The 26,076-nt window shown below is 67.0% G+C and carries 16 protein-coding genes; 7 read left to right on the forward strand and 9 right to left on the reverse strand.

Annotated elements, in window-relative coordinates; all coding sequences use genetic code 11:
* Nucleotides 1-36: 36 nt before the first annotated feature.
* Entirely contained in the window at nucleotides 37-1,098 is a 1,062-nt protein-coding gene (locus FHS97_RS00245) for an SDR family oxidoreductase (protein ID WP_184032309.1), read from the reverse strand.
* 91 nt (nucleotides 1,099-1,189) lie between these two features.
* Between FHS97_RS00245 and FHS97_RS00250 the strand changes: the two genes are divergently transcribed.
* The 3 genes from FHS97_RS00250 (at nucleotide 1,190) to FHS97_RS00260 (ending at nucleotide 7,192) form a co-directional block, all read left to right on the forward strand.
* Nucleotides 1,190-1,570 (forward strand): winged helix-turn-helix transcriptional regulator, encoded by a 381-nt coding sequence (locus tag FHS97_RS00250; RefSeq protein WP_184032311.1) that lies wholly within the window; start codon nucleotides 1,190-1,192, stop codon nucleotides 1,568-1,570.
* 365 nt (nucleotides 1,571-1,935) lie between these two features.
* Entirely contained in the window at nucleotides 1,936-4,887 is a 2,952-nt protein-coding gene (locus tag FHS97_RS00255; RefSeq protein WP_246346349.1) for a TonB-dependent receptor, read from the forward strand.
* A 94-nt stretch (nucleotides 4,888-4,981) separates the two neighbouring features.
* Nucleotides 4,982-7,192, forward strand: coding sequence for a GH92 family glycosyl hydrolase (locus FHS97_RS00260; RefSeq protein WP_184032312.1), 2,211 nt, complete (start codon nucleotides 4,982-4,984; stop codon nucleotides 7,190-7,192).
* On the opposite strand, the gene FHS97_RS00265 is transcribed toward FHS97_RS00260, so the two are convergent.
* From FHS97_RS00265 to FHS97_RS00280, 4 genes are all read right to left on the reverse strand, one after another.
* Nucleotides 7,166-7,753, reverse strand: a complete 588-nt coding sequence (locus FHS97_RS00265) for a cysteine hydrolase family protein (RefSeq protein ID WP_184032314.1) — start codon at nucleotides 7,751-7,753, stop codon at nucleotides 7,166-7,168. The genes FHS97_RS00260 and FHS97_RS00265 overlap by 27 nt on opposite strands.
* Nucleotides 7,754-7,837: 84 nt before the next feature.
* On the reverse strand, nucleotides 7,838-9,091 hold the full coding sequence (locus FHS97_RS00270; protein ID WP_184032316.1) for an NAD(P)/FAD-dependent oxidoreductase: 1,254 nt from the start codon (nucleotides 9,089-9,091) through the stop codon (nucleotides 7,838-7,840).
* Nucleotides 9,092-9,139: 48 nt separating this feature from the next.
* Nucleotides 9,140-11,599 carry a sulfite reductase flavoprotein subunit alpha gene (locus FHS97_RS00275; protein ID WP_184032318.1) on the reverse strand — a complete coding sequence of 820 codons (2,460 nt, stop codon included), beginning with the start codon at nucleotides 11,597-11,599 and terminating at the stop codon, nucleotides 9,140-9,142.
* A gap of 73 nt (nucleotides 11,600-11,672) precedes the next feature.
* Entirely contained in the window at nucleotides 11,673-13,484 is a 1,812-nt protein-coding gene (locus FHS97_RS00280; RefSeq protein ID WP_184032320.1) for a DUF885 domain-containing protein, read from the reverse strand.
* 133 nt (nucleotides 13,485-13,617) lie between these two features.
* Between FHS97_RS00280 and FHS97_RS00285 the strand changes: the two genes are divergently transcribed.
* The 3 genes from FHS97_RS00285 (at nucleotide 13,618) to FHS97_RS00295 (ending at nucleotide 18,443) form a co-directional block, all read left to right on the forward strand.
* Nucleotides 13,618-13,764: a hypothetical protein gene (locus FHS97_RS00285; RefSeq protein ID WP_184032321.1), complete on the forward strand. Its 147-nt coding sequence runs from the start codon at nucleotides 13,618-13,620 to the stop codon at nucleotides 13,762-13,764.
* A gap of 126 nt (nucleotides 13,765-13,890) precedes the next feature.
* Entirely contained in the window at nucleotides 13,891-15,492 is a 1,602-nt protein-coding gene (locus FHS97_RS00290; RefSeq protein ID WP_184032322.1) for a DUF885 family protein, read from the forward strand.
* Between the two features lie 92 nt (nucleotides 15,493-15,584).
* Nucleotides 15,585-18,443 (forward strand): TonB-dependent receptor domain-containing protein, encoded by a 2,859-nt coding sequence (locus tag FHS97_RS00295; RefSeq protein WP_184032323.1) that lies wholly within the window; start codon nucleotides 15,585-15,587, stop codon nucleotides 18,441-18,443.
* A gap of 44 nt (nucleotides 18,444-18,487) precedes the next feature.
* On the opposite strand, the gene FHS97_RS00300 is transcribed toward FHS97_RS00295, so the two are convergent.
* Both FHS97_RS00300 and glsA read right to left on the reverse strand, forming a co-directional pair.
* Complete coding sequence (locus FHS97_RS00300) at nucleotides 18,488-20,083, reverse strand: sodium:solute symporter family transporter (RefSeq protein WP_184032324.1); 1,596 nt, start codon at nucleotides 20,081-20,083, stop codon at nucleotides 18,488-18,490.
* Nucleotides 20,084-20,194: 111 nt separating this feature from the next.
* Nucleotides 20,195-21,118: a glutaminase A gene (glsA, locus tag FHS97_RS00305; protein WP_184032325.1), complete on the reverse strand. Its 924-nt coding sequence runs from the start codon at nucleotides 21,116-21,118 to the stop codon at nucleotides 20,195-20,197.
* A 247-nt stretch (nucleotides 21,119-21,365) separates the two neighbouring features.
* On the opposite strand from glsA, the gene FHS97_RS00310 reads away from it, so the two are divergent.
* Complete coding sequence (locus tag FHS97_RS00310; RefSeq protein ID WP_343053332.1) at nucleotides 21,366-22,055, forward strand: DUF2490 domain-containing protein; 690 nt, start codon at nucleotides 21,366-21,368, stop codon at nucleotides 22,053-22,055.
* 31 nt (nucleotides 22,056-22,086) lie between these two features.
* Here FHS97_RS00310 and FHS97_RS00315 read toward each other — a convergent pair whose 3' ends face one another.
* Nucleotides 22,087-22,923: a hydroxypyruvate isomerase family protein gene (locus FHS97_RS00315; protein WP_184032327.1), complete on the reverse strand. Its 837-nt coding sequence runs from the start codon at nucleotides 22,921-22,923 to the stop codon at nucleotides 22,087-22,089.
* An 81-nt stretch (nucleotides 22,924-23,004) separates the two neighbouring features.
* Nucleotides 23,005-25,902 carry a TonB-dependent receptor plug domain-containing protein gene (locus FHS97_RS00320; protein ID WP_246346350.1) on the reverse strand — a complete coding sequence of 966 codons (2,898 nt, stop codon included), beginning with the start codon at nucleotides 25,900-25,902 and terminating at the stop codon, nucleotides 23,005-23,007.
* Nucleotides 25,903-26,076 lie beyond the last annotated feature (174 nt).

The raw sequence follows: 26,076 nt of genomic DNA on the forward strand, positions 1-26,076 counted from the left end.
CCGCCCATCCGCTGCGGCGGGCGGGCGGCCTCCGTCTCAGGGGATCAGGCGCGCCGCGCGCAGCCGGTCGAAGAGCGCGAAGAACGCGTCGTCGGTCGGCTGGTAGTCAGGAAAGCCGAGCCGCCGGCTCTTGCTCATGTCGGTCACCACCTCGATCGGTCGTCCGAGATCGGCGTCGGTGTGCCAGGGCGAGGCGAGGCGCGAGAGATCGGGCTCGGCAAGCCCCTCGCGCGTCGCGATCTCGCGCCATAGCGCCGCATCGTCCGCCATCTGCTGCTCGAGCGGACGCATGACCCCGTCGAACGGCGCTGCCGCGACGCCGAACCACGAGGCGATCCGCTCCCACATCCACTGCCAGCGGAAGACATCGCCATTCACGACGTTGAACGCCTGATCGTGGGCGGCTTCGGTCTCGGTCGCCCACAGCAAATGCCGCGCGAGCTGTCCGGCGTCGGTCATGTCGGTCAATCCCGACCATTGCGCCGCCGAGCCGGGGAAGGTGAACGCGCGCCCCGTCTCGCGACACAGTGTCGCATAGACCGCCAGCGTCGTCCCCATGTTCATCGCATTGCCGACCGCCAGCCCGATCACGGTGTGCGGCCGATGCACGCTCCAGGTAACGCCGTCGCGCGCCGCCGCGGCGAACAGTTCGTCTTCCTGCGCATAATAGAAATTCTCGACGTCGAGCCGGCCCTGCTCCTCGCGGAACGGCGTCTGCGGCAGCGTGCCTTTGCCATAGGCCTCGAACGGTCCGAGATAATGTTTGAGTCCGGTGACCAAAGCGACGTGGCGCGGCCCGGTCGGACGCGGCAGCGCGTCGAGCAGGTTGCGCACCATCGCGCCGTTGACGCGGATGTTCTCCGCCTCGCTGTCCTGCCGCGCCCAGGTGGTGATGAACACCGCGTCCGGGTGGACGTCGCGCAGCGCGGCGGCGGTCGTGTCCGCGTCCTGCAGGTCGGCCGCGACCGGCTGCACGCCGAGTTGGGGGGCGGGACCGCGGGCCAGCCCGTGTACCGTCCAGCCCCGCTCGACCAGCAGCGCCGCCGTGGCTGCGCCGACGATCCCGCTCGCGCCTGCCACCAATGCCGTCTTCGCCATAACATCTCCTTGTCTTTACGACAGCTAGGCAGTGCAGGGCGGTGGTTCTAGACGGCACCATCCGCCTCCCCAGGCACCAGAAGGTAACCACATGCAGCCCGGCACGCGCGACGAGGAATGGCGGGAGGATTGCGCACCGCGCCGCGTGCTGGAGCTGTTCGCGACCAAATGGACCAGCATGGTGCTCCACACGCTGCACGCCCGACATGGCGGCGCCGCGCGCACCGGCGTGCTCCAGCGCAGCCTGCCGGGCATCTCCAAGAAGATGCTGACCCAGACCGTCCGTGAAATGGAAGCGAGCGGGCTGGTGAGCCGCCATGTCGAGAGCGTGATGCCGCCGATGGTCGAATATCGCCTGACGCCGCTCGGCCGGCGGTTCGTCGAGCCGGTCGAGTTGCTCTATGCGTGGGGGCGCGACAATGCCGACGCACTCGACACGCTGCGTCCCCGCAGCAGTTCGCGGCGTGGCTGACGCCTGAACCCGCCCGACGCCCGCAGTGAGTCGTCGGCCTGTCTCGATGACCGAAGCGCTCCGCTCGCTCATCGAGCCCGAACACCGGAGCAGGATGTCCGGCCCAACTCCGGCCCAACCTAGAAAACCAAACAATTCCATGATCTAGAGCCACCAAATCCATCCAGTCAGATACCTATCTGCATTAGTAAACCAAATTGACAAATACCTATCTTCCGGCTTAATTGGCCTTACCAATAAGGCTGGCCATCGCGCAGTGTCGCGCGGCGTGGATCGGCCCGGACGGAACGACGGGAGCTACGGCTCCGAGGGGAGGGGGAATGTTGATGGGGTTCGCCGCGCGCCGGCATCGATCGTTCGATGCCATGCTACTTGCCGCCACGATGCTGGCCGGGACGCCCGCCCGCGCCCAGCAGGGCGGCGGAAACCCGCCGACGCCGACCGTCGCCACCGCCGCCAACCCCGACCAGACCACCGCCGCCGATCCGCAGTCGCAGCCCGAGGCAGCGCCGCAGCCGGAGGGCGATATCGTCGTCACCGGTTTCCGACAGAGCTATGCCGATGCGATCCGTTCGAAGCGCAACGACATCGCGATCACCGACGGCATCTCCTCGGACGGGCTCGGGCGCTTCCCCGACCTCAACGTCGGCGAGGCGCTGCAGCGCGTGCCCGGCGTGCAGATCAACCGCGAGGCCGAGGGGCGCAACGCCACGATCAACCTGCGCGGCCTGCCCGGCGAATATGCGCGGCTGACGCTGAACGGCGTCGCTTTCGCCGAACCGATCCTGACCGAAGCCGCGCCGCTGGGCGCGTTCAATGCCGACATCTTCAGCTCGATCGTCATCGACAAATCGCCGCTTGCCAATGCGCAATCGGGTGGGTTGTCAGGCAACGTCGACCTGCAGATCGCTCCCGCGCTCAGCCGCAAGGAAGGCGGCTTCACCAAGGCGGCGCTCGAATACAACCAGCTTGGCGATAAATTCGCCCCCGCCGCGACGGTCGGCTACAATCACCTGTTTTCCGACAGCTTCGGCGTCTTCGCGGTGCTCGCGTACAAGAAGGAGAATTTCCGCCGCGATACCGTTCAGTTCAACAGCTATTCCAGCTTCTCCGCCGCGCAGGCGCAGGTCAATGCGAGCACGCTCGGCAGCTATTACGCACCGTCCGCCGCCTGTCCGTCCTGCACCGGGTCCACCTCGACCGGCGGGGTGCTCTACAATTCGCAGCTCCGCCAATATTCGCGGCTCAACCCCGGCAACCTCTATACCGGTGCGGCGGGCGCCGAGTGGAAGCCCGACGATCGTACGCGCGTCAGCCTGACGGGCTTCTATACCGACCGGCGGCTGCCGAAGACGATGCAATATATCTCGATCATCAGCCAGAACGACGCCAGCTTCCTGACCCCGACCTCGGCGCCGGTGAAGCTGGATGACGGCCGCTATGTCGTGACCGATTACGACTTCACCAACCCCGATGCGCGCGCCTCGACGCGTCGGCTCGGCATCCGCCAGAGCAGCTGGGGGCTCAACGGCAAGGCCGAGTGGAGCGATGACTCCTGGCGGCTGTCGACGGTGCTGACCGCCTCGCGCGCGAACAACCGTTCCGAAGAGACGTCGATCGACTTCGATCGGCTCCAGACCGCCAGCGGCAATGGCGGCAGCGGGACGCTGCGCACCGGCGCGGGCGACGTCGGCGACATGTATTATGCGCTCGCGCCGCAGCCGCTGATCACCAGCGCGGTGCCGGCCTGGATCTGGGGCGGCCTATCCGACCCGACCCAATATTATAATTCGGCGACCGCGTCGGCGCGCACCAACCGCTTCCAGCTGACCGGCACGCAAAGCTATGCCGAAAACCAGCTGCTCGCGTACCAATGGGATGTCGAGCGAACGTTCCAGGACAGCGTCATCAGCGGCATCCAGACCGGTTTTCGCTTCGAGCACAACAAGTTCATCTCGCAGGGTTATCGCACTTCGGGCTTCGGGCTTCAGACGCAGAACATCGACGGCACGTTCGTGAGGACCGCGCCGGTCGCCGACGATTTCTTCGGTGGCAGGCTGGGCACGTACAGCACCAACTGGCAGGCGACGCGCTTCGACTATGCCTTGTCGAAGCTGTTGCCGGTCACGCTGTATCCGGGCGGTGCCTTGTCGCCGGCGGGGTTCAACATCCGCTACAACGACAACAATTACGCACTCTACAATTTTACCAACCAGACCGACATCGCCGCCGGCTATGCGCAGGTCAAATATGGCTTCGACGTGGGCGGCATCCGCATCCGCGGCAACGGCGGCCTGCGCTACGAATATGCGCGCAACACCATCGATGCGCTCGATCGCATCTCGCTGACCGGCACGATCGGCGCGCCGGCCGATTTCCGCACGAACACCTACAAGCAGAGCTACGGCAAGCTGCTGCCGTCGTTCATTGTCGTCGCCGACCTGACCGAGAAGCTGTTGCTGCGCGGTGCCGCCTATCGCACCTATGTGCGCCCGCAGCCGCGCCAGTTCACGCCCTCGACGATCGTCGGCAATCCGATCAACGGCGTCTATTCGCTGACGCTCGGCAACCCCGATCTGAAGCCGTATGAATCGACCTCGTTCGATGCCTCGCTCGAATGGTACAATCGCCCCAACGGCATCATCTCGATCGCGGCCTTCCAGAAGCGGATCACCGGGCTGATCGCGCAGATCACCGATCCGACCCGCCTGTGCCCCGCCGACGGCGCCGCGCTGGGGCTGGGCAATTTGCGCGTCAACGGCGACCGCTGCGAAAGCGACCAGATCTACACCGGCGGCGCGGTGCCGACGCCGTTCCTCGTCACCGCGGCGGGCTTCGTCAATCAGGACAATCCGGTCACGGTGCGCGGGCTGGAGTTCAACCTCCAGCAATCGCTCGACTTCCTGCCCGGCGCGCTGCGGCATCTCGGCGGCGGCTTCAACTATGCCTTTACCGGGATCAGCGGCAAGACCGCGACCGGCGCGGATGCGACGTTGCCCGGCGTGTCGAAGCACAATGCCAATGTCATCGGCTATTATGAGACCGACGCGGGCGGCATCCGGCTCGTCTACAACATCCGCAGCAAATACGATCTCGCCTCGGCCGGCACCTTCACCGGCGCGGCGCGACAGGTGAAGGCGCGCGGGCAGCTTGATCTGTCGGCCTCGGCCAACCTCAGCGACACCGTGTCGCTGTCGTTCGACGCCTATAACCTCACCAACGCGATCCGCATCGAATATGAAAACGATCCGCGGCTGATCCGGCGCGCCGACTATGACGGCCGCACCTTCACCGTCACCGCGCGTGCCACTTTCTAGGTCCCTTCCCTGAGGGCGACTGCGGCGCTTCCCGTTCATGGAAGCGCCGCCCTTTTTTATATGGACCGGCGCGCCGGCGAAATAAGGAACGCGCATGAAGACCAGCATCGGCGTCGCTCTCGGCCTCCTGCTCGCGACGACCTCGTCGATGGCGATGTCGGGCGATGCGCCGGGGCTGTTCCGCTACGTCGATCCGCGCGTCGGCAACGGCAATGACGATCAGGGCGATACGGTGCCCGGCCCGACTCGCCCGGCCGGCTCGATCCATCCCAGCCCGCAGACGCTCGTCGGCAGCAACGCCGGCTATGATCGCGACGCGCCGATCAGCGGCTTCGCGCAACTGCACACGCAAGGGTCGGGCGGGCGGACCACCTACGGCACCTTCCTGATCTCGCCGCAGACCGGCGCACCGGTCTTCGACGAGGCGCGTCACCTCTCGCCCAAGGCCGACGAGCGGGTCGCGGCGGACGCCTATGCGGTCACGCTGACCCGTTACGGCATTCGTGCCGAGGTGACGCCCGCGCCCTATGCGGCGATCTACCGCTTCACCTATCCCGCCGGTCGGCCGGCGACGATGGTCTTCGATCTCACCCGCAAGATCCGCGGCGAGCTGGCCAGCGCCGGGTCGGACGTGACGATCGATCCGGCGCGCGGCCGGATCACCGGGCGGGTGCGGACGCGCCATTACTGGAACCCGGCCGAGGTCGATATCTGGTTCGCCGCGCAGCTCGATCGCACGCCGACCCGCTGGGGCGTCCACGTCGGCGGCGCCGATCGCGAGGGCGTGATGCAGGCAAGTGCACCAGGTGACACGCAGCTCGCCGGTTGGTGGCAGTTCGATACCAGAGCAGCGACGCCGGTCCAGTTAAAGGTGGCAATTTCGTTCAGCAGTGCGTCCCGCGCCGCCGAATTGCTGCACGAAGACATCCCCGGCTGGGACTTCGATGCGGTCCGTCGCGGCACGCAGGCGGCGTGGAATCGCGAATTGGCGCGCGCCACGATCGACGGCGTCGGCGACGCCGACAAGCGGCGCTTCTACACCGCGCTCTACCACAGCGCCGTCCAGCCGCGCGACCGCACCCGCGATCAACCGCTCGCGGACCGCAAGACCCCGTATTGGGACGATTATTACACGCTGTGGGACACGTATCGCACCGGCTTCCCGCTGATGTCGCTGCTGCGGCCGGGCGTGTACCGCGACAATGTCGCCTCGATCGTGCGCACCTACAGCCGCTTCGGCGCGGCGCATACCGCCTTCATTGCCGGGCGAAATTACCACGTCGGGCAGGGCGGGGACGAGGTCGACAACGTGCTGGGCGAGGCGCTGGTCCGCGGCGTGCCCGGCATTGACTGGCGGAGCGCCGCCCCTGTTGCGCTCCATAACGCGCTGGAAGAGCGCAGTTCCCGCTATCGCCAGCAAGGCTGGTTCGCGGTCGGCGACCCCAGCCCGGAGCCCGACAACCAGCGCGCGCGTTCGGGCTCGTCGACGCCGGCCTTTGCCCTCAACGACTTCTACGCCGCGCGGCTGGCGGAGGCGATCGGCGACACGGGCAAGGCGGCGCTGCTGCGCGCGCGGTCGCGAAGCTGGCGCAAGGTCTGGAATCCCGAAGCGACCAGCGACGGCTATCGCGGCTTTATCATGCCGCGTTACCCGGACGGCCGTTTCCAGCCACTCGACCCGAAGATCGGCTGGGACGGCAAAAAGTACGAGAATGTCGGCTTTTACGAAGGCACTGCCTGGGTCTATTCCTATGCGATGCTCCACGACGTGCCGGGCATGATCGATGCGATGGGCGGCCGCGCGCTGTTCACCGCAAGACTGCGCCACGCGCTGGACGCCGGGCTGATCGACATCACCAATGAGCCGAGCTTCGCGACGCCGTGGCTGTTCAGCGACGTCGGCCGGCCCGATCTTGCCAGCTATTGGGCGGACCGCGTCTTCCGCCGCTTCACCGCCGACGCCTATCCGGGCGACGAGGACAATGGCGCGATGAGCTCGCACTATGTCTTCAACCGCCTGGGATTGTTTCCGAAGCTGACCAGCGATCTGTATTACCTCCACGCCCCGCACCAGCCGCGCGGGACGATCACCGGCACCGGTGGCAAGCGCTTCACGATCGTCGCCGACAATTGGCAGCCGGGTCGCATCTATATCGCGTCGGCGACGCTCAATGGTCGCCGCCTCGACGCGCCGTTCATCCGCCAGCGCGACATCACGGGCGGCGGTACGTTGCGGCTGGTCCTCTCCGAAACCCCGACGCGCTGGGCGCAAGCGACGTCAGGCGCGGTCGAGCCACGCCGCTAGCGACAAGGCGTCGCTCGCGGCGGTTTCCGCGCACATGCTGTGCCGCATCAACTCCAGCGCCCATTGCTGATGCGCAGATTGTTCGCTCGCGACCGTGTCCTCGGGCACCCACAGATCATAGTCGCGCATATGCGCGTCGGCGGCGGTGAAGAGGACGCAGATATCGGCGGCGATCCCGGTGAGGATCAGGCGGCTGACCCCCAATTGCGGCAGCAGCACCGGCAGGTTGGTCGCGTAGAAGCCTGAAAACTGCGGCTTCACCACGAAGTAATCGTCGTCGCGCGGACGCAACAGGTCGATCAGCGGCTTGCCGCGGCACGCCGCCGCTCGGCAATGATCGACGATCGCGTTGCGGTCGGACAGCCAGTGACCGAAATTGTCGTTCACGTAGATCACCGGCACACCCGCGACTTCGGCGGCATCGCGCAGTCCACGGATGCGCTCGGCCGCCGCTATGGCGGCGGGCGCGAGGTCCTCGCCGCCATCGAACGCGAGATCGTTGATCATGTCGATGATGAGCAGCGCCGAGGCGCCGGGCGAGGGTGTCTTGGCATCGGCCATGGCGCGCTTCCTTCTCGTCAGGTCGTGCGCCGGCGACATGACGGGTTCGGACGCGACTGTCGTTGATCGACATAAGCGTCTGGATCAGACGAGTTCCTTCAGCGGCCGACTGGTGTCGGCGAGGTCCGCCGGGGCGATGTGCTTCCCGGCAACCACCAGCGCGCGCCCCTGCACATAGTCCTTCACCGCATTGACCGCATCGATCGCGATGACGCGCCCTCCGCGCAGATAGATCACTGAGAAGGACCGCGTCGCCAGGTCGCCGCGCACCACCAGATCGTCGAACCCGGTCGAAAGCCCGACCGTCTGGAGCTTGAGGTCATATTGGTTCGACCAAAACCACGGCACCGCTTCGTAGCGCGCCTCGCGCCCGACGATCGTTCGCGCGGCGACGACCGCCTGATCGTTGGCGTTCTGCACCGATTCCAGCCGGATCACTGCGCCGCCGGCGAAATGATTGGCGTGGGCAGCGATGTCGCCGATCGCATAGACATGGGGCAGGGTGGTGCGGCATTGCGCGTCGACCAGCACGCCGTCGCAGACCTCCGCCCCCGCGGCGATCAGCGGCGCGATCTCGGGAACGATGCCGATCCCCACGATCACGATATCGGCGCGGAGCTGTCCGCCATCGGCCAGCCGGACCGCCGCGACCGTGTCGCTCCCCTCGATACAGGCGACCTGTGCGCCGAGCAGCATGCGCACGCCATGGGCGCGATGTTCGCGCTCGAAGACGCGGGACAGCGGCGCACCCGCGACCCGCGCGAGCACGCGGTCGAGCGCCTCGACCAACGTCACCGACTTGCCGAGCTTCGTTAGCGTCGCCGCGGCCTCCAGCCCGATATAGCCCCCCCCGATCACCACGACCTCGCGCGCGTCGGGCAATTCGGCGAGCAGCCGGTCGACATCGGCGCGGGTGCGTATCCCGTGGACGCCGCGCAGCGAATGACCGTCGCATGTCAGCCGCCGCGGCGTGCCACCGGTCGCCCAGATCAACTCGCCATATCCGATCGTCTGCCCCGCCTCGGTACGGAGCAGCCGCGCGACGGCATCGACCGCCACCACGCGCGTGCCCGGGAGCAAGGCAATCGCGCGCTCCGCCCAGAACGCGACCGGCCGGATCAGCAGCCGCTCGAAGGGCTTGTCGCCGGCGAGATAGTCCTTTGACAGCGGCGGGCGCTCGTAGGGCAGTTCCGGCTCCGCGCCGACGATTGCAATCGTGCCCGCGAACTTCTCCTGCCGTAGCGCGATCGCGGCCTGCGCGCCGGCATGGCCGCCGCCGACGATCACCACGTCGTAAAGGTCAGTGCCAAGTGGCGGTGCGGACGAGCGGTCAATCATGCGCCGCCACTACGCGAAGGAGGACGCGATGTTGATGCCGAAATTGCCTCAATAAATGTCGCGGCGGTACCGCCCCTCCGCAAGCATCCGTTCCAGGACGTCCTCACCGACGATCCCGGCGAGCGCGCCGTGTACGCCGGGCGCCATCCCGTTGATGCTGCCGCAGACATAGATGGCAGCGCCGGCCTCGATCGCTGACGCGATGCGATCCGCTGCCGCCGTCACCGCGTCCTGCACATAGCGTGGCCCGTCCCCAAGCCGCGACCATGCGGTGGTGGTTTCGGCCAATATGCCGAGCACGGCCAGTCGCGCGCGCACATTGGCGTGCAGGTCATCATGCGCCGGATGACGCTCGCCGAAGAACAGCCACGCCGGTGCCCCGTCGCTGATCGCCCGCTGCCGCAAATGCGCGAGCAGTCCGGCGAGGCCGGTGCCGTTGCCGATCAGGATCAGCGGCGTCGCGGGGTCGGCGGGTGCATGGAAGGCGGGGTTGCTGCGGATGCGCGCACGCACGCTGCCGTGCACGGGCAAGCCGGCGGTGAGCCAGCCCGAGCCCAGACCGGCAAAGCCGTCCGCCGCCCGGCACGCGCGCACGATCAGCTCGACCTGGCCGCTCTCCGGCACCGAGGCGATGGAATATTCACGATGGGGCAGGGGAGGCAGCGTCTCCGGCGCGACCGCGCCACTCACCTGCGCGGGCAGCAGCCGCGTCCTGAGCGTCGCCCGCATCTCGGGTGTGTCGGCAAGACCGTTCGCACGCATGAAGGCGTCGACACGGGCCCGGTCCTGTTCGGGCAACACCTCCAGAATGTCACCGGCCTCCCAAATCGCCGGGCCGCCGACCGGCTTCAGGGCGACATGCCAGGCCGCGCCGCCCGCGCTGCCGGGATTGAGCAGCCGCCGCTCGACCAGCCGCCAGTCCGTCATCGGGGCGGGCGCCCAGTCGGGCTGGTCGGTGCGCGCGCCCAGCCCGGCGAGTTGTTGCTGCCATTGCCGCTGCGCATCCGCATCCTCGCCGTCGACGGCGATCGTCTCCAACAGCCGTACCGCTCCCGCACCGTGGAGCCAGTGATCGATGCGCTGCCCGAAGGCGCAGAAATCGCGATACTCGCGGTCGCCCAACGCCAGCACCGCGTAGGAAAGATGCGACAGGTCGGGTGGCGGCGCGGCCATTGCCCGCGCAAAGCCGCGCGCGGCGTCAGGTGGCTCGCCCTCGCCATAGGTGCTGGCGACGACGAACAGTCGCTCCGCCCGCGCCAGCGTCGCGGCATCCAGTGCGGCGACCGGCAGCGCGGCGGCACCGGGCAGCGCCTGCGCGGTGAGGCGTGCGATCCGCTCGGCCGTGCCGGTCTGGCTGGCGAACGCGACCAGCGTCGTCGCCGTATCCGCGGCTGCCGCGACCGGCGCGACCGCGGCCAGCGCGCGCTTGCGACGGCGGCGTGCAAAATAGAGCAGGAAGCCGGTGATCGTGAACAGCGGCATCGTCAGGCTGGCCAGCATGATCGCCACCCGTCCGACGATCCCGAAATACGCGCCGCGGTGGATCTCGTAGACGCTGGTGACGATGTCCTCGCCCCAGCGCCGATCGGCATAGCGCCGGTCGGAGACGATCCTGCCGCTCCGACTGTCAATCACGATCTCGTCGGATACGCGATCGTGGCGCGCGTCCGGCAGTTTGGCGCGGAACTGCACCGCCGCGCCGGCCCGGCTGCTCGCGGTCACGCTCTCATATCGGTGTCCGGCGGAGACGCGCGCGAAGCTGTCCCACGCGCGTGACCAGTCAACCTCCACTGCCTTGTCGGTTCGACCGCCCGCTTCATGGCCACGCTCGACCGCGAGCAGTTGCTGCACCCCGCTGCGATACCAGTCATACGACCACCACAATCCGGTCGCGGCGCTGATGAGATAGAAGACCAGCACCCAGCCGCCGACCACCGCATGGAGCGCGCGGTACAGGTTGCGCCCGGTCATCCGCCCGTCGATGACCAGCCAGTTGCGCCAGTCGAGCGGCCGCCGCGGCCAACGCAGGTAAAGCCCGGATAAAGCGAAATAGATCAGCGACAACGCCGCAAATCCGGTGATCTGTCGACCCCAGCCATTGCCCTGCCCCGGCAACGCCAGCCAGCGGTGCAGGTCCTCGACCACGCCATAGAAACCTTCGCCGCGCGGCGCGCCGAGCAACGCACCCGTCGCCGGATCGAGAAAGCTGCGCCGCCGCTCCTTCGATCTCCTGAGCGTGAACGTCACCGCCGCGGCCCGGGTTGAATCGCGCTCCACCACCAGACGGCTGATCTTCGCGGTCGGACGCTGCGCCTTGAAGCGCGCGAGTAACGCCGGGGCGGGGAGGGGAGCGCTTGTCGGCACAACCTTCACCACACCGGGATTGAAGGCGGCGAGCACCTCCGGTTCGAAGCTCATCAATGCCCCGGTTACGCCCATCACCGCCAGCACCAGACCCGCGGTGATCCCCAGACACCAATGAAGCTGAAACAGAACCGACCGAAGCATTACCAGCACTTCCCCGCTAGTGCGAATAAGTCGCGTTAACGGGGCTGTGGTCGAGGGTCAATGCGGCAAACGGTCAGCCTGGTCGCCGGCCGATGTAGCGCGACACGTTGTCGGCGAGCACGTTCAACGGCACGTTTCCGCCGTCCACCACCGCCTGATCGAAATCGCGCAGATCGTAGCGCGCGCCGAGCGCCTTCTGCGCCCGCGTTCGTTGCGCGACGATCTCAGCGCGCCCGACCTCATAGCCGCACGCCTGACCCGGCCACGCGCAATAACGATCGACCTCGCTCTCGGCATTGCTGCGTGGCAGCCCGGTCGCGGCGATGAACTCGGCCAGCGCCTTGTCGCGCGACCAGCCGATCGCATGGATCCCGGTATCGACGATCAGCCGCACCGCGCGCCACGCCAGCCCCATCAGATAGCCCAGCCGCCCGGCCGGATCGCCTTCGTACATCCCCAGTTCGTCCGCCAGCTGCTCGGCGTAGAGCGCCCAGCCTTCCGAATAGGCGTTGAAGGCGAGGATCGAGCGGATCAGCGGCAACCGCTGCGCATATTCGCCCTGCCAGACGTGACCCGGTATGCCCTCGTGATAGACGAGATCGGGGATTGTCACGCGATTGTGGATCGAGGGGTCGCCGAGGTTGATCCACACCTTGCCCGGCTCGCGCCCGTCGATCGTTCCCGGGCCGCCATAGGCGGCGGGTGCGCCCGGCTCCTGCGCGAGCGGCATCCGGCGGATCTCGAGGTTGCCGCGCGCCAGTCGCCGGAACGCCTGCGGCAATTTGGGGCGGATCGCGTCAATGCGCCCCTGCATATAGGCGATGATCTGCCGGCGGCCCGAGTCGCCGTCCGGGAAGCCGATCCCGGGACGCTGCTGATAGGCGATCAGGCGCTCGGCGACGCTACCTTGCGTCAACCCTTCCTTGCGCAGGATCACGTCCATCTGCGCCTGCAAGTCGGCCAACCGGGCGCGGCCCATCGCGTGCAGATCGGCCGCGCTGCGCCGGGTCGTGGTGCCCGCGCGCAACCCCCAGCCATACCATTGCTCGCCGTGCGGACGCGCGTTCAGCCCCGGTGCGGCGGTCGCGACCGCACGCTGCGCGCGGATTTCGGCCAGCTGCCGCTCCAGCGCCGGGACGATGGCTGTCTGGACGATCGCCGCGGCGCGCGTCGTCCAGTCGCCCGGCACCGCCTTGCCCTTGCGCGCCAGCGGCCCGACCAGCGGACCGTCGCCGTTCGCCGCCTCGGCCAGCGTCTGGGTCATGCCCGAAATCGTCTTGTCGAGCAGGAAGGACGGCGGAACGACGCCGAGCGCGCGTGTCTCACGAATGCGCATCGTCTCACCGTCGAGTTGCGCCGGCATCGCCGCGAGCCGGGCGAGATAGGCTTCGGCATCGGCCGTGTTGCGCACGGGCTGATCGCCGTCGAGCATTTGCGGCACGTCGAGCCACGCGCCGACGTTCTGGACGACTCCATAGGGCGTGTTGCGCCAGTCGCCGATCGTCGCGACGCCGTACGGCAGGGCCATGCCGTCGAGCGCAGTGCGGAATGCGCTTTCGACGACCGCAAGGCTGGTCGCGGTCGAGGCGTCGAGACCGGTGCGCGGCAGCTTCGCCAGATCGGCGAGCGCCCCCGCCAAAAAGCGTCGCCGCGCGGCGACGCCGTCTGGCGAGCGATCCTCGAGCCGGCGTCGCAACCCGGCATGAGCACCCTCGTCGACGCCCAGCGTCGTCGCACGCTCCGGCTGAAGGTCGAGTAACTGCCACGCGACCCGGTCGAGGAACGCTTGTGCGCTTTCGGGCGGTGTCGCCGCTCCGGCAGCGGTAGCGGCGGTGGCAGCGGTGAGGCCGATCAGGGTGTCGCGGCGCGAGACGAGCTTCTTCATCTGCCTGTGATGACCCGCGTCGGTGGCAAGGTCAAACGCGAGGGGGCCGGCGCGCCGCCCGCCCGCGTCCCTCTGCCAACGCCGCGGTCACGCTGCCGGGCAGCTCGTTCCCGCCGGGTCGGGGGCCTGCCGCGTGTCCGGCACCGACGGCGCGAACGACGCATCGGCATCGGTTGTCATCGGTTACGCCAGCTTCTCGACCGACGCCGAACACGACGCCGACCGCGTCAGCCGCGGGCGGATCGACGCGCCTGTCGGCTCAGACCGGCGCGATCAGTGATATCGCTATAGCTGGGTTCGCACTGCATTGTTGGCGAGAACCACTTACATAGATTGACAAGGCTTTCGTATACCATCAGCTTGTCTTCTTGTGAGAAAAGCACCGCTCCTGCTGATCGCGTTGCTGATGGCAACACCTGCCGCTGGGCAGGTTCCGCCGCCGCTGACCGCGATCGCTATCGAGTGGCGCGGCATGATCGACCCCGTCGCGACCAACGGCGTTCCCGACTATTCGCCGGCGGCGATCGCCCGCTGGTCGCGGCGGCTCAAGAACGCCCGCGCGAAGCTGGCAGCGATCGATCGCGCGCGGCTCACGCCGGCGGCAGCGATCGACGCCGCGCTGCTCGAGGCGGAGATGAACGGGCTCGATTTCCAGCTGCGGGTGCTTCGCCCCTGGGCGCGCGATCCCGGCTATTATGCGACGGTCTGGGCCGAGCAGAGCGATGTGCCCGCGCACGAGGGGCCGAACGCGCCGGTGATCGATCTATGGCGTTTCGACTATCCACTGTCGGCGCCCGACGCGGCGCGGCTTGACGCGCAGCTCTCGGCGATCCCTGCGCTGCTGGACGCGGCGCGGGTAAACCTCGCCGGCAGCCGGGCGCACGACCTGTTCGCTTATGGCGCGCGTGCCTTCCACGATCAGGCCGAGCTGCTTGCCCAACTGGAGGCGGGAACGCTTGAGCTGCGGTCGCTCGTCGGACACCGCCGTGCCGATCTGTCGGGCGAAGGGCAGCGCCTGTTGCCCGCGATCCGCGCCGCGCGCGCCGCCTCGGCACGCTTCGCCGCATGGGTCGAAACCGAAGCGCCGCGCCGCAACGGGCCTTCCGGCGTCGGTCGTCGCGATTATGACTGGGCCGCCCGCCACGTCTATCTTTCCCCCTATGACTGGGCCGCACAGGAAGTGCTGCTCAAGCGCGAATTGTCGCGCGCCTGGGCGGGGCTCGCGCTTGAGGAAGTCCGCAACCGCGCGCTGCCTCCACTGGCGATGCCGACGGACGCCGCAGCGTTCGACCGGCTCTCGCTGAAGAAGGCCGAGCGCTTCACGCAATTCCTGATCGATCGCGGCATGGTTCCCGATCGCCCATGGTATCGCGCCGCCATCCCTGCGCAGCGCACAACGTGGCGCGCGCCGGCACAGCGCGACTTCTTCGGCCATGTCGTCGCGCAGGACCCGCTGCCGCTCTACAGCCACTTCTATCACTGGATCGAGCTGGCGCGGATGGCGCACGAGCCGCACGTCGATCCGCTCCGGCAAGGGCCGTTGCCGTTCAACATGTGGCAGGACCGCTCCGAAGGCGTCGCGACCGCGATGGAGGAATTGGCGATGCAGGCCGGCCTCTACGACGATCTGCCACGCGGACGCGAACTGGTGTGGATCATGCTCGCCAACCGCGCCGCGCGCGGGCTCGCCTCGCTCTACGTGCAGGACAATCGCATGACGCTGGCGGAGGCGGGCCGCTTCCACGCGCGCTGGACTCCGCGCGGCTGGTCGGACCCCGACAGCCGGCTGGTCGGCTTCGAGCAGCTCCTCTACCTGCGCCAGCCCGGCTACGGCGCCAGCTATATCGTCGGCAAGGTCCAGCTCGACGATCTGCTCGCGCGCGAGGCCGAACGCGCGAGCCGCGCCGGCAAGCCATTCGACGCCGCCGCCGCCATCGCCACGCTCGCCACGCCCGGCATCCTGCCGCTGGCGCTGGTCGAGCGTGCGCTGGACGAGGGCGACCATTGAGATCCTGGGAATAGCGGCCCGCACGAAGAGGCACGCGCCCGGATAACCCGCAGCAGGGACAGGGAAAACGAACCAAGAAGGGGAAGGCCGAAATGACCGGGAAGAACACCACCGCGCGGCGACGCGCCACCATCGGCGTCGCCTGGTGCGCGCTGCTGGCCGCGCTGCCGGCGACCGCACAAACCGCCGCCGATCCAGCGAACGATCCCGGCGAGGGCGAGACGGTCGTCGTCACCGGATCGCGCATCCGGCAGAACCCGCTCGCACAGGCAGCGCCGGTGACCACGCTCGACAATGCCGATATCGCGCGCACCGGCCTGTCGTCGATCGCCGACGTGCTGCAACGGCTGCCGGGGGCGGCGGGCGGGCTCAACTCCCGCTTCAACCGCTCCGGCAACAACGGCAATCCGCCCGATGGCGGCGGCGTCGGCGCGGGCTCGTCCGAAATCGACCTGCGCTATCTCGGCAGCCGCCGCACGCTGGTGCTCGTCGATGGGCTGCGCTTCATCAACGGCAGCGCGGCGAGCGGCGTGCCCGGCGCGGTCGATCTCAACGCGATTCCCGACAGCATGATCGAGCGCGTCGAGGTCCTGCGCGACGGTGCGTCGACGATCTACGGCTCCGACGCGATCGCCGGCGTCGTCAACATCATCACCAAAAAGCGTCAGAACGGCTTCGTCGTCTCGGCGCAGGGCGGGGCCTATCCGCAGGGTGACGGCGTGACGCAGAATTATCAGCTCAGCTGGGGCCACCGAGACGAGGAAGCGGGCATCTCGTTCGTCGCCGGTGCGAACTACATCAAACAGGGTTCGGTGTTCGCGGGCGACCGCAGCTATTACGCCTTCCCGGACCCGGGCGCGACCGCCTGTACCACCAGCTGCAGCTCGGGCACGCCCAATGGCCGCTTCCTCATCAACAATCCGGTGACGGGCACCGGCATGAACCTGACGCTCAAGTCGAACCCGCTCGGCCGTCCGCGCTTCGACCCCGCCGACCCGACCGGTGCGAACAGCGACTTCAAGGAGTTCACGGTCGCCGACCGCTTCAACTTCCGCCCGTACAATTATCTGCTGACGCCGCAGGAGCGGTTCGGCGCCTTCGTCAACTTTCAGGGTGATCTCGGCGACAAGGTCCGGCTGACGACGCGGATGATCTACAATCGCCGCACCTCGGACAATCAGGCTGCGCCGCTGCCGCTGTTCGTCGGTCCCGATGCGGGCAACGGCAATCTGCTAGATACGATCTCGATCGACGGGACCAATCCGTACAATCCGTTCGGGGTCACGCTCGCGACCGGCAACGCCGGCCTGCCGCGCAATTACGACTTCATCGGGCGCCGGTTCGTCGAGAATGGCCCGCGGCGTTACAGCCAAAAGGTCGAGACGATGTACCTCGGCGGTACGCTCGACGGAAAGTTCGCGGTCGGCAGCGGCACCTGGTATTGGGACGCCAACGTCATCTATGCCTCGAATACCGCCAAGCAGGTGGTGCAGGGCAACGTCAACGCCGCCAATCTCGCCCGCGCGCTCGGCCCGGTCGCCGACTGCACCGGGGCGTGCGTGCCGTTCAACATCTTCGGCGGCGAAGGTTCGATCACGCCGGCGATGATCGATTACATCACCTTCCAGCAACGCGACCGCAGCGAACAGGCGATGGTCGACGCGACCTTCAACGTCACCGGCACGCTGTTCGAGCTGCCAGCGGGGCCGCTCGGGCTGGCGGCCGGGTATGAATATCGGCGGCAATCGGGCTCGTTTACGCCCGATCCGCTCGTCGCCGCCGGGCTTGGCTCGGACATTCCGGCGCAGGCGACCAGCGGCAGCTTCGACGTCAACGAAGTGTACGGCGAATTGAGCATCCCGGTGCTCAAGGACGTGCCGTTGTTCCGGCTGCTCGAAGGATCGTTCGCAGCACGCTATTCGGATTATTCGACCAGCGGCAGTCGCACGACGATGAAAGCGGGGGTCAGCTGGAAGCCTTTCGACGACCTGCGGCTGCGCGGCACCTGGGCGCAGGGCTTCCGCGCGCCCTCGATCGGCGAGCTGTTCGGCACGCCGTCTCGGTTCGATGGCGGGGTGATCGATCCGTGTTCCGCCGACGCGACCGGCACGTCGGCGACGGTGCGGCAGAATTGCGCCGCGCAGGGAATTCCGGCCGGCTATGTACAGACCAACCAGCAATTGCCGATCCTCACCGGCGGCAATCGCGCGTTGAAGGCGGAAACATCGGAAAGCTGGATCGTCGGTGGCGTCTACAGCCCGTCATGGGCGAGCGGTGTCGGTCGCCTGTCGCTCGAGGTCGATTATTACACGATCAAGGTGGACAATGCGATTTCGTCGATCGGAGCCGACGTGCTGCTCGCCAATTGCACACAGACCAACGATCCGGTCGCGTGCGGCGCGATTACGCGTTCCACCTCGGGGGCGATCACGCAGATCCGCGGACTGCTCCAGAACATCGCCTCGCTCAAGAGCGAAGGGCTCGACGCGATCCTGACGTGGCGCTCGCCGTCGGTCGGGGCAGGGACGTTCGGGCTGTTGTGGTCGAACAACTTCCTGTTCGAATATTCGACCACCCTGCCGACCGCCGACGGCAGCCAGACCGTCCGCCGGCAGGGCACCGAGCGCGGCGATCAGGCCTATCCGCGCTTCAAGAGCAATGCGACGATCGACTGGTCGAGCCCGACGTTCCTCGCATCGATCACCGGCCGCTATATCGGGCGCGTGGTCGAGCCGGCGTACGACAATCATGTCATGCGCCCGACGCTCTACCTCGATGCGCAGGTCGGCTGGACGCCGGGGATGTGGGACGAGCGGCTGACGCTCACGCTGGGGGTCAACAACATCCTCGGCAAGCGTGCGCCGGACTGTCTGAGCTGCGGCGGGTTCGATCCCACCACCTACGATCTGCCCGACCAGTTCGGTTATGCGCGGATCGGGGTGAAGTTCTGATCGCGACGGGGCGGGGGGCAACGGCCCTCCGCCCCGAAGCGGTCTCACCACCAGGTCGCGTAGAGCGCGATCAGGATCAGCACGATGCCGAGGCAGGCGACGTTGAACCCGGTGGTGGTGCGGAAATCGACATCCTGCACCGTGACGCGGTTGGCGTCGGCCCTCGACTGGACCAGCAGCGACAGCACCACCGCCAGCGCGAGGCTCAGGAAGAAGACGAGGCTCATGCGGTTGAGGAACGGCAGGTCCGGCAGCGCCGCGCGCAGCACATAGGACAGCACCACCGACGCGATCGCCGCGCCGATCGCCCCCGCCTCGTTGGCGCGCTTCCAGAACAGTCCCAGCAGGAAGATCACGGTGATGCCCGGCGTGAAGAAGCCCGAGAATTCCTGGATGAACTGGAACGCCTGATCCGATTGCCCGATCAGCGGCCGCGCGGTGAGCATCGCGATCACGATCGACACGCACGCCGCGATCCGCCCGACCAGCACCAGCCTTCGCTCCTGCGCCGGGTCGGCGCGTCCGTCCTCGGCGGCGGTCGGGCGGCTGAACTGCTTGGCGTACAGGTCGAGCGTGAAGATCGTCGCGATCGCGTTGATCTTCGATGCGGTCGAGGCGATGATCGCCGCGATCAGCGCCGCGAACACCAGCCCGAGCAGCCCGGGCGGTAGCAGGCGCAGCATCGCGGGATAAGCCTCATCGGGCTTGGCGAGATCCGGTGCCAGCACGACCGCCGCGATGCCGGGCAGCACGATCACCAGCGGCATCAGCAGCTTCAGGAACGCTGCGAACACGATCCCCTTTTGCGCCTCCGGCAGGCTTTTGGCGGCCAGCGCGCGCTGAATGATATATTGGTTGAACCCCCAATAGCTCAGGTTCGCGATCCACATGCCACCGATCAGCACCGCGAGCCCCGGCAGATCCTTGTAATGCGGATTGTCGGGCGACAGGATCATGTGGAAGTGGTCGGGAACGCGCCGCGTCAGCTCCGTGAAGCCACCGATCATCCCCGCATCGCCACCGATCGCGCGCAACGTCAGCGCGGAGACGAGCAGCCCGCCGAACACCAGCAGCGTCACCTGCACGATATCGGTGAGCGCGACCGCCTTCAGCCCGCCACGCAACTGATACAATACCGCGAAGGCGCCAAGCCCGACCAGCGCCAGGTCCTGGTTGATCCCCGCCACCTGCGTCACCGCGATCGACCCCAGCCAGATGATCGAGGTCAGATTGACGAAGATGTATAGCGCCAGCCAGAACACCGCCATGATCGTGCGGATCGACGTGCCGTAACGCTGCTCGAGGAACTGCGGCATCGTGTAGATGCGGTTGTGGAGGAAGATCGGCAGAAAGAACTTGCCGACGATCAACAGCGTAGCGCCGGCCATCCATTCATAGGACGCGATCGCCAGCCCGATCGCATAGCCGGAGCCCGCCATCCCGACGATCTGCTCGGCGGAGATGTTGGCGGCAATCAGCGACGCGCCCACCGCCCACCATGGCAGCGCCTTGGACGCGAGAAAATAGTCCGACGTGTCCTTGCTCTCGCCGGCCTTGTCGCGGCTGACCCATTGCGCGAGCACGAAGATGCCGATCGCATAGCCGATCACCACGACCAGATCGATCGTTTGCAACGTCATTGATTGTCCTCCCCGCGATCGTCGGCGATGCGCGATCCTCCGACGCTGTTTAGCGTTTATCGTGGCGGCGTCCACGGCGGAGGTGCCGGTCGCACTGCGACGTTCGACCCACTATCCGACATCTTCGAGCGGCGGCCCGAACACCGACCAGCCGGTGCGCGCCACCAGCATCTCCAGCGCCCGCACGCCGAGGATCGAATTGCCGTGCTGGTCGAGATTGGGCGACCAGGCGGCGATCGATGCGAGCTGTGGGGCGATCGCCAATATGCCGCCGCCGACGCCGCTCTTTGCGGGCAATCCGACCCGCACCGCAAAGTCACCCGATGCATCGTAATGGCCGCACGTCATCATGAGCGCGAGCACCGTTCGCGTTTGCCGCGCGCGACAATCCGCCGCGGCTTCGTCCGGGCGCCGCCGCGTGGTGGCCAGGAAACGCCCGGCGCGCGCGAGGTCGGCGACGTCCAGCGTGATCGCGCATTGCCGCGCATAGGCGTGCATGACCGCATCATCCGAAGCGTGAAGATTGCCATGATGGCGCATGAAGCTCAGCATCGCGCGATTGAGATCGCCGCCTTCGGTCAGCACCTCGTCATCGAACCGTACCGCATGGCCGATCCCGGCCGCGATCAGATCGACGACCTTGTCGCACGCGGTCGCGCCATATTCCTCGACGAGCATGTCGACGACGACGAGCGCGCCCGCATTGATGAACGGATTTCGCGGCAGGCCGTGGGTTCGCTCCAGATCGACGAGCGAGTTGAACGGATCGCCCGACGGTTCACGCCCGACGCGCTCGAAGACGCGATCCTCGCGCGCGCGAAGCGCCAGATCGACCGCGAACACCTTGCCGATGCTCTGGATCGGGAAGAGGTCGCGCGACCCCGCACTGACGACGTTGCCATCGCAAGTCGCGACCGCGATCCCGAACGGGCCGGGTATGGCATCGGGGTGCTTGGCGTCGGCCTCGCCCTCGATGGCCGCAGCCTGATCTTCGATCTCAGCGGCGATGTCGGCAAGCGTTTGTGCAAGATTCATCTCGTCTCCCTCCCGGCTCCGCTGCCGGTCCCCGCCGAACGTCGATAGCGGGCAATGCGCGCCGGGCCTGTCCCGCGACCGGCGGGATCGAGGTCTAACCGGCGGCTGAGCTTCATAGCAGCAATGTTTTTGCGGCAGATGCCGGTGTTTATACGATGAGCGCCGACCGGGCGGATTGTGCTGCGCGGCGGATCGGCAAAAGGCACGGTGCCGCTATGGGAGCGGGGAAGAACCTTGGGGGGTGTTCGTGTCTCTTTTGCGTTGCGCGGCGATTGTGCCCGGTGCGCTGCTGTTCGCCGTACCGGCGCAGGCGCAGATCGAGGACGAGCAATTCTGGGAACAGGTCAACGTCAACGTACCCCTCACCCCCGAGGTGCGGGTCACGCTCGAGCAGATCGGGCGCTGGGGCGATCGCGCCGACGGGATCAGCCAGACCGAATATGGCGCCTTGCTCGGCTGGAAGACCAGCAAGGCCATCGAGTTCGGCGTCGGCTACCGGCGCGTGGGGCTGTTCAGCGCGACCGGTCCGTCGGTGCACGAGAACCGGCTCCGGCAGCAGATGGTCGTGACGCACGGCAAGCTGTTCGCGCGCTTTCGCGTCGACGAGCGGTTCAATCCCGGCGGCGACCAGGTCGGCGTGCGGATTCGGCCGCTGCTTCGTCGCAACTTTCCGCTGTCGAGTAAGCGACTCGCGTTCTTCGCGTCGCACGAGAGCTTCATCCTCCCCAATTCGACGCGGTGGGGGCAACGATCGGGCTATGAGCGGATGCGCAACATGCTGGGCGTGACGGTGCCGTTCGTCACTCGAAAGGCGATGCTCGACATCGGCTACCTCAACCAGTTCCGTTTCGGCCGCGCGGGCGCACGGCCGGTGATGGAACATGCGCTGAGCCTGCAACTGACGATCAACGCGATCGGTCCGATCCTGCACGACTGACATTGGCGGAGCACGGTCCGCCCGGGCCGGGCTAGACGGTGCAGGTGCGCACCGCCTGCGCCAGCGCCGTCAACGGGTCGCCCGTCGGCACGAACTCGTGCGCGAAATAGCCCTCGAAGCCGAGATCCGCGACGCTGCGCGCCACCGCGTGCCAGTTCACCTCCTGCGTATCGTCGAGGTTATGACGCCCCGGCACCCCGCCGGTGTGAAAATGCCCGAGCCATTTAATGTTCTTCCTGATCGTCGCGATCAGGTCGCCCTCCATGATCTGCATGTGATAGATGTCGTAGAGCAACTTGACACGCGGCGACCCGACCTGCTCGGCGACGCGCACGCCCCATGCGGTGTGGTCGGCCATGTAATCGGCATGGTCGACCTTGCTATTGAGCAGTTCGATGCAGATCGTCACCCCATGGTCTTCGGCGATCCGCTTGACGCGGTTCAGCCCGATGACGGCATTCGCGGCTCCCTCCTCGTCGGACATGCCCTTGCGATTGCCCGAGAATGCGATGACGTTCGGGACACCCGCCTTTGCCGCTTGCGGAATACCGACGCGGAACGCCTTTTCGATCGCATCGTGGTTCTCGCGGCGGTTGAGCCCGTTGGGGATCGTCATGATGTCCGCGGCGTAGCCCATCGTGCAGCGCAGTCCGTGCCGGCGGGGAACGTCATATTCGGCGGGCTGCAACAGGTCGATGCCCTGCAGGCCCATGCGTGCGGCCGCCTCGCAGAGCTTGTCGAGCGGGATGTTCTGATAGCACCAGCGGCTTACCGACTGTTTGAGGCGACCGGCGCGCGGTGGCGATGCGGCCGCTCCCGCAGTGGCAGAGAGGGCGAGCGAAGAGGCGACGATTTCACGGCGGGTCATCATGGCGGCACGATACGGAAGATGACGGTGGCGGCAAGGGGATTGCGGCGGGAAATCGCACGATCCCGCCGGCGGAGGCGATTACTGGCCGGAGAGTCCGATCCGCGCACCGATATAGAAGAAGCGGCCGAGCGGCGAGATCGGGACGTTGGTGCCGTAGGCGGCCGGATCCGGCTTCTGATCGGTGAGGTTGGTTACGCCACCGTAGAAGCCGAAGCCGTCCGGGACCTGATAGGCAATCTGCAGGTCATGCTGCCACAGCGGCGCATTGCGGAGATATTCGGCGGCGGCGATATCCGGATTGGCGGCGGTTTCGTTGCGGGTGAAAGCGCGCGTCGCGTTGAACCAGCGCAGATTGTAGTTCACCGATACCCGGTCGAGCGTCCAGGTCGGGGCGAAGTTCGCGTTCCACTGCGGCGCGCCGAACGCGTCGAGATTGTTGGTCGGCGGCGCGCCAGGGATCGCGATGAACGTGAGCCGGTTCAGGTAACCGCCGATCAGGCGCAGGTCGAAAGTGCCAAGGCGCGCGGTCGGCAGGTTGTAGTTGATGTTGAGATCGAGACCGGCGGTGCGGAAGCTCGCGACATTCTGCGGCCCGACGGTGAAATTGTTGATCCTGCCGGTGCCGGTCGCGCGCGTGAAGGAGTTGCAGAACGCATTGTCGAGTGTCGGCTGGTCGACGCAGAGGTTGATGAGATCGCCGGCCTGCACGGTGGTGATCGCGTCCCTCAACGCGATGTCATACCAGTCGGCCGATGCCGTCAGCCCCGGCAGGAAGCGCGGGCGAAGGACGACGCCGGCGGTCCAGGTCCGCGCACGCTCCGGGCGGAGGTTGAGATTGCCCTGCGACACGCCGTTGAGGACGAAGCCGGTATCGCCCTCGCCGAGCAAGGTCGTCCGACCGGCGGCGGCAAGCTGCGCGCGGCAGTTCGCCTCGCGATATTGCGTGCCGTTGCCGACCGAGCGCGTCGTGCAGGGGTCGTCGAGAAAACCCTGCGAGGTGCTGCGCGGCTGGAACAACTCGCCGATATTGGGCGCGCGCACCGCCTGACCATAGGAGCCGCGAAACGATATGTCGCGGATCGGCGCATAGATGCCGGTGAATTGCCACGTCTCGGTGCTGCCGACCGTCGAATAGCGCGAGTAGCGTCCTGCTGCGCCGACCGACAGCAATTCCGCGAAGGGACGATCGCGCACGATCGGGACGTTGAGCTCGCCGAACGCTTCCCAGACGTCGAAACTGCCGCGGCTCGGTACGACCACGGCGGGCTCGTCGCTCCCGAAATAGGCGCCGGCGACGAGATTGGCGTTGGGATCGAACCGGCTGCTCTCGCGCCGATACTCGCCGCCGAACGAGAATTGCACCGGCCCGCCGGGCAGGCGGAAGAACTGACCGAAGTCGCCGCTGATCGAGGCGCTCGCCACATGCTGGTCGATCCGGGCGAAGCTTCGGTCGTTCCGCTGGAAATAGGCGAGTTGTGCCGATGTCGCCGGACCGGCGCCGAACGGGTTGATCGGCTGGCAGCCGTTGCCCGGATCGGTCAGCGTCGATCGGCAGACCACGGTGCCGTCCGGTCCGGCCACCGCATCAAGCGCTTCGAGATAGGGTGCGGCCAACCGGCTGCCGAGCCGGGTAATGCGCAGGTCGGTGCGACCATATTGGTAATAGGCGTCGTACGTCGCATGATCCGACAACCGCCCGGAAGCTGCAACAACGCCGCGATAGGTCTCGCGAAGATCGTTTTCGCCGAGGCGTCCGAAGTCGTTGTTGTCGCGGTTGAAGAACAGTCCTTCCGCCCCCGCGGCACCGGCGGCCGCGCGGATGCTCTGCGGAATGAACGGATTGTCCAGGGCGATCGGAAGGTAATAGGTCTCCGGATATTGCCCGAAGGTCGTCGCATTGGAGCGCGCATATTTGGCGTCGAACGACAGCTTCAGGGCGTCGGACACCTCGAAGGATGACAGCAGATTGACCAGGTGCCGGTCGATTCCGGGTGCCAGATCGCCCTGATAGAAACCCGGAACGTCGGTGCTGACGCCGCCCTGCCAGTAATAAGCGATCGGCGTGCCCGGATCATAGCGCCGGCCGAGCCCATCGAAACTGGGATTGGCCTCACCGCCGACGAAGATCGCGCCGAGCGGCGAGATGTAGGTATAGTGCAGATCGCCGGCCAGGATCTGATCCGGCACCCTGGGATCGTCGGGCTGATCGGCGGGATTGGGGACGAGATATCTGCGATTGCCCTGCCGCAGGTATTTGCGCGCCTCATAGGGGATCCGTTCTTCGGCGCTATATTCATACGCCAGCGTCACGTTGCCGCGGCCATCGGCGAAGTTGCGCCCGGCGAGCAGCGAGGCGAAGCGCGTGGCGCCATCGCCATATTGCGACACACCCATCTGCGCCCGGGCGGCGACGCCGTCGAAATCGCGGCGGAGGACGAAATTGACGACACCGGTGACGCCATCGGCCCCATAGATGGCCGACACTGCCCCCGTCAGCACGTCGACGCGCCGGATGAGGTCGGTCGGAATGGCGTTGATGTCGACCGCGGCATTGCTCGCCTCGGCGGCGACATGGCGGCGACCGTCGACCAGCGTCAGCGTCCGGTTGACGCCGAGATTGCGGAGGTTGAGCTGATTGAGCCCGGTCTGCCCGAATTGCGCGCTCGATACCGCATCGCCGCCGCCCGCACGCGTGCTGTCACGCGAGCTGACCAGCGCCGGGACCCGGACGAGGAAGTTGGTGAGATTGGTGTTGCCGGACTCACGGATGTCCGCCGCATCGCTCGATATGATCGGGTTGGGCGCTTCGTAATCGGGACGCTGGATGCGCGAGCCGGTCACGACGATGTCAGCGGTGTCACCGGACGTCGCCGAAGCGTCCGTTGCCGGCGGGATCGCCTGGCCCGTCTGCGCCAGCGCCGGTTGCGCGAGCATCGTTGTGCACGTCAACAGCGCACCGATCGGCAATTTCGTCATACCAGCCCCCTCCGTTCACGAGCGACCAGTTCGACCGACTGCGCCTGTCCCGTGATCCCGCATCTGTCACAATCTTGCATACGAACGAAACCGGCTGCGGCTCCACGCCGAAATAATATAAATTATCGATATAGATAGACCAGCAAGCTTTTCGCTGTTCGCCGCCGGCCATCG

It is taken from the genome of Sphingomonas endophytica, from assembly GCF_014199415.1.
GTDB lineage: Bacteria > Pseudomonadota > Alphaproteobacteria > Sphingomonadales > Sphingomonadaceae > Sphingomonas > Sphingomonas endophytica.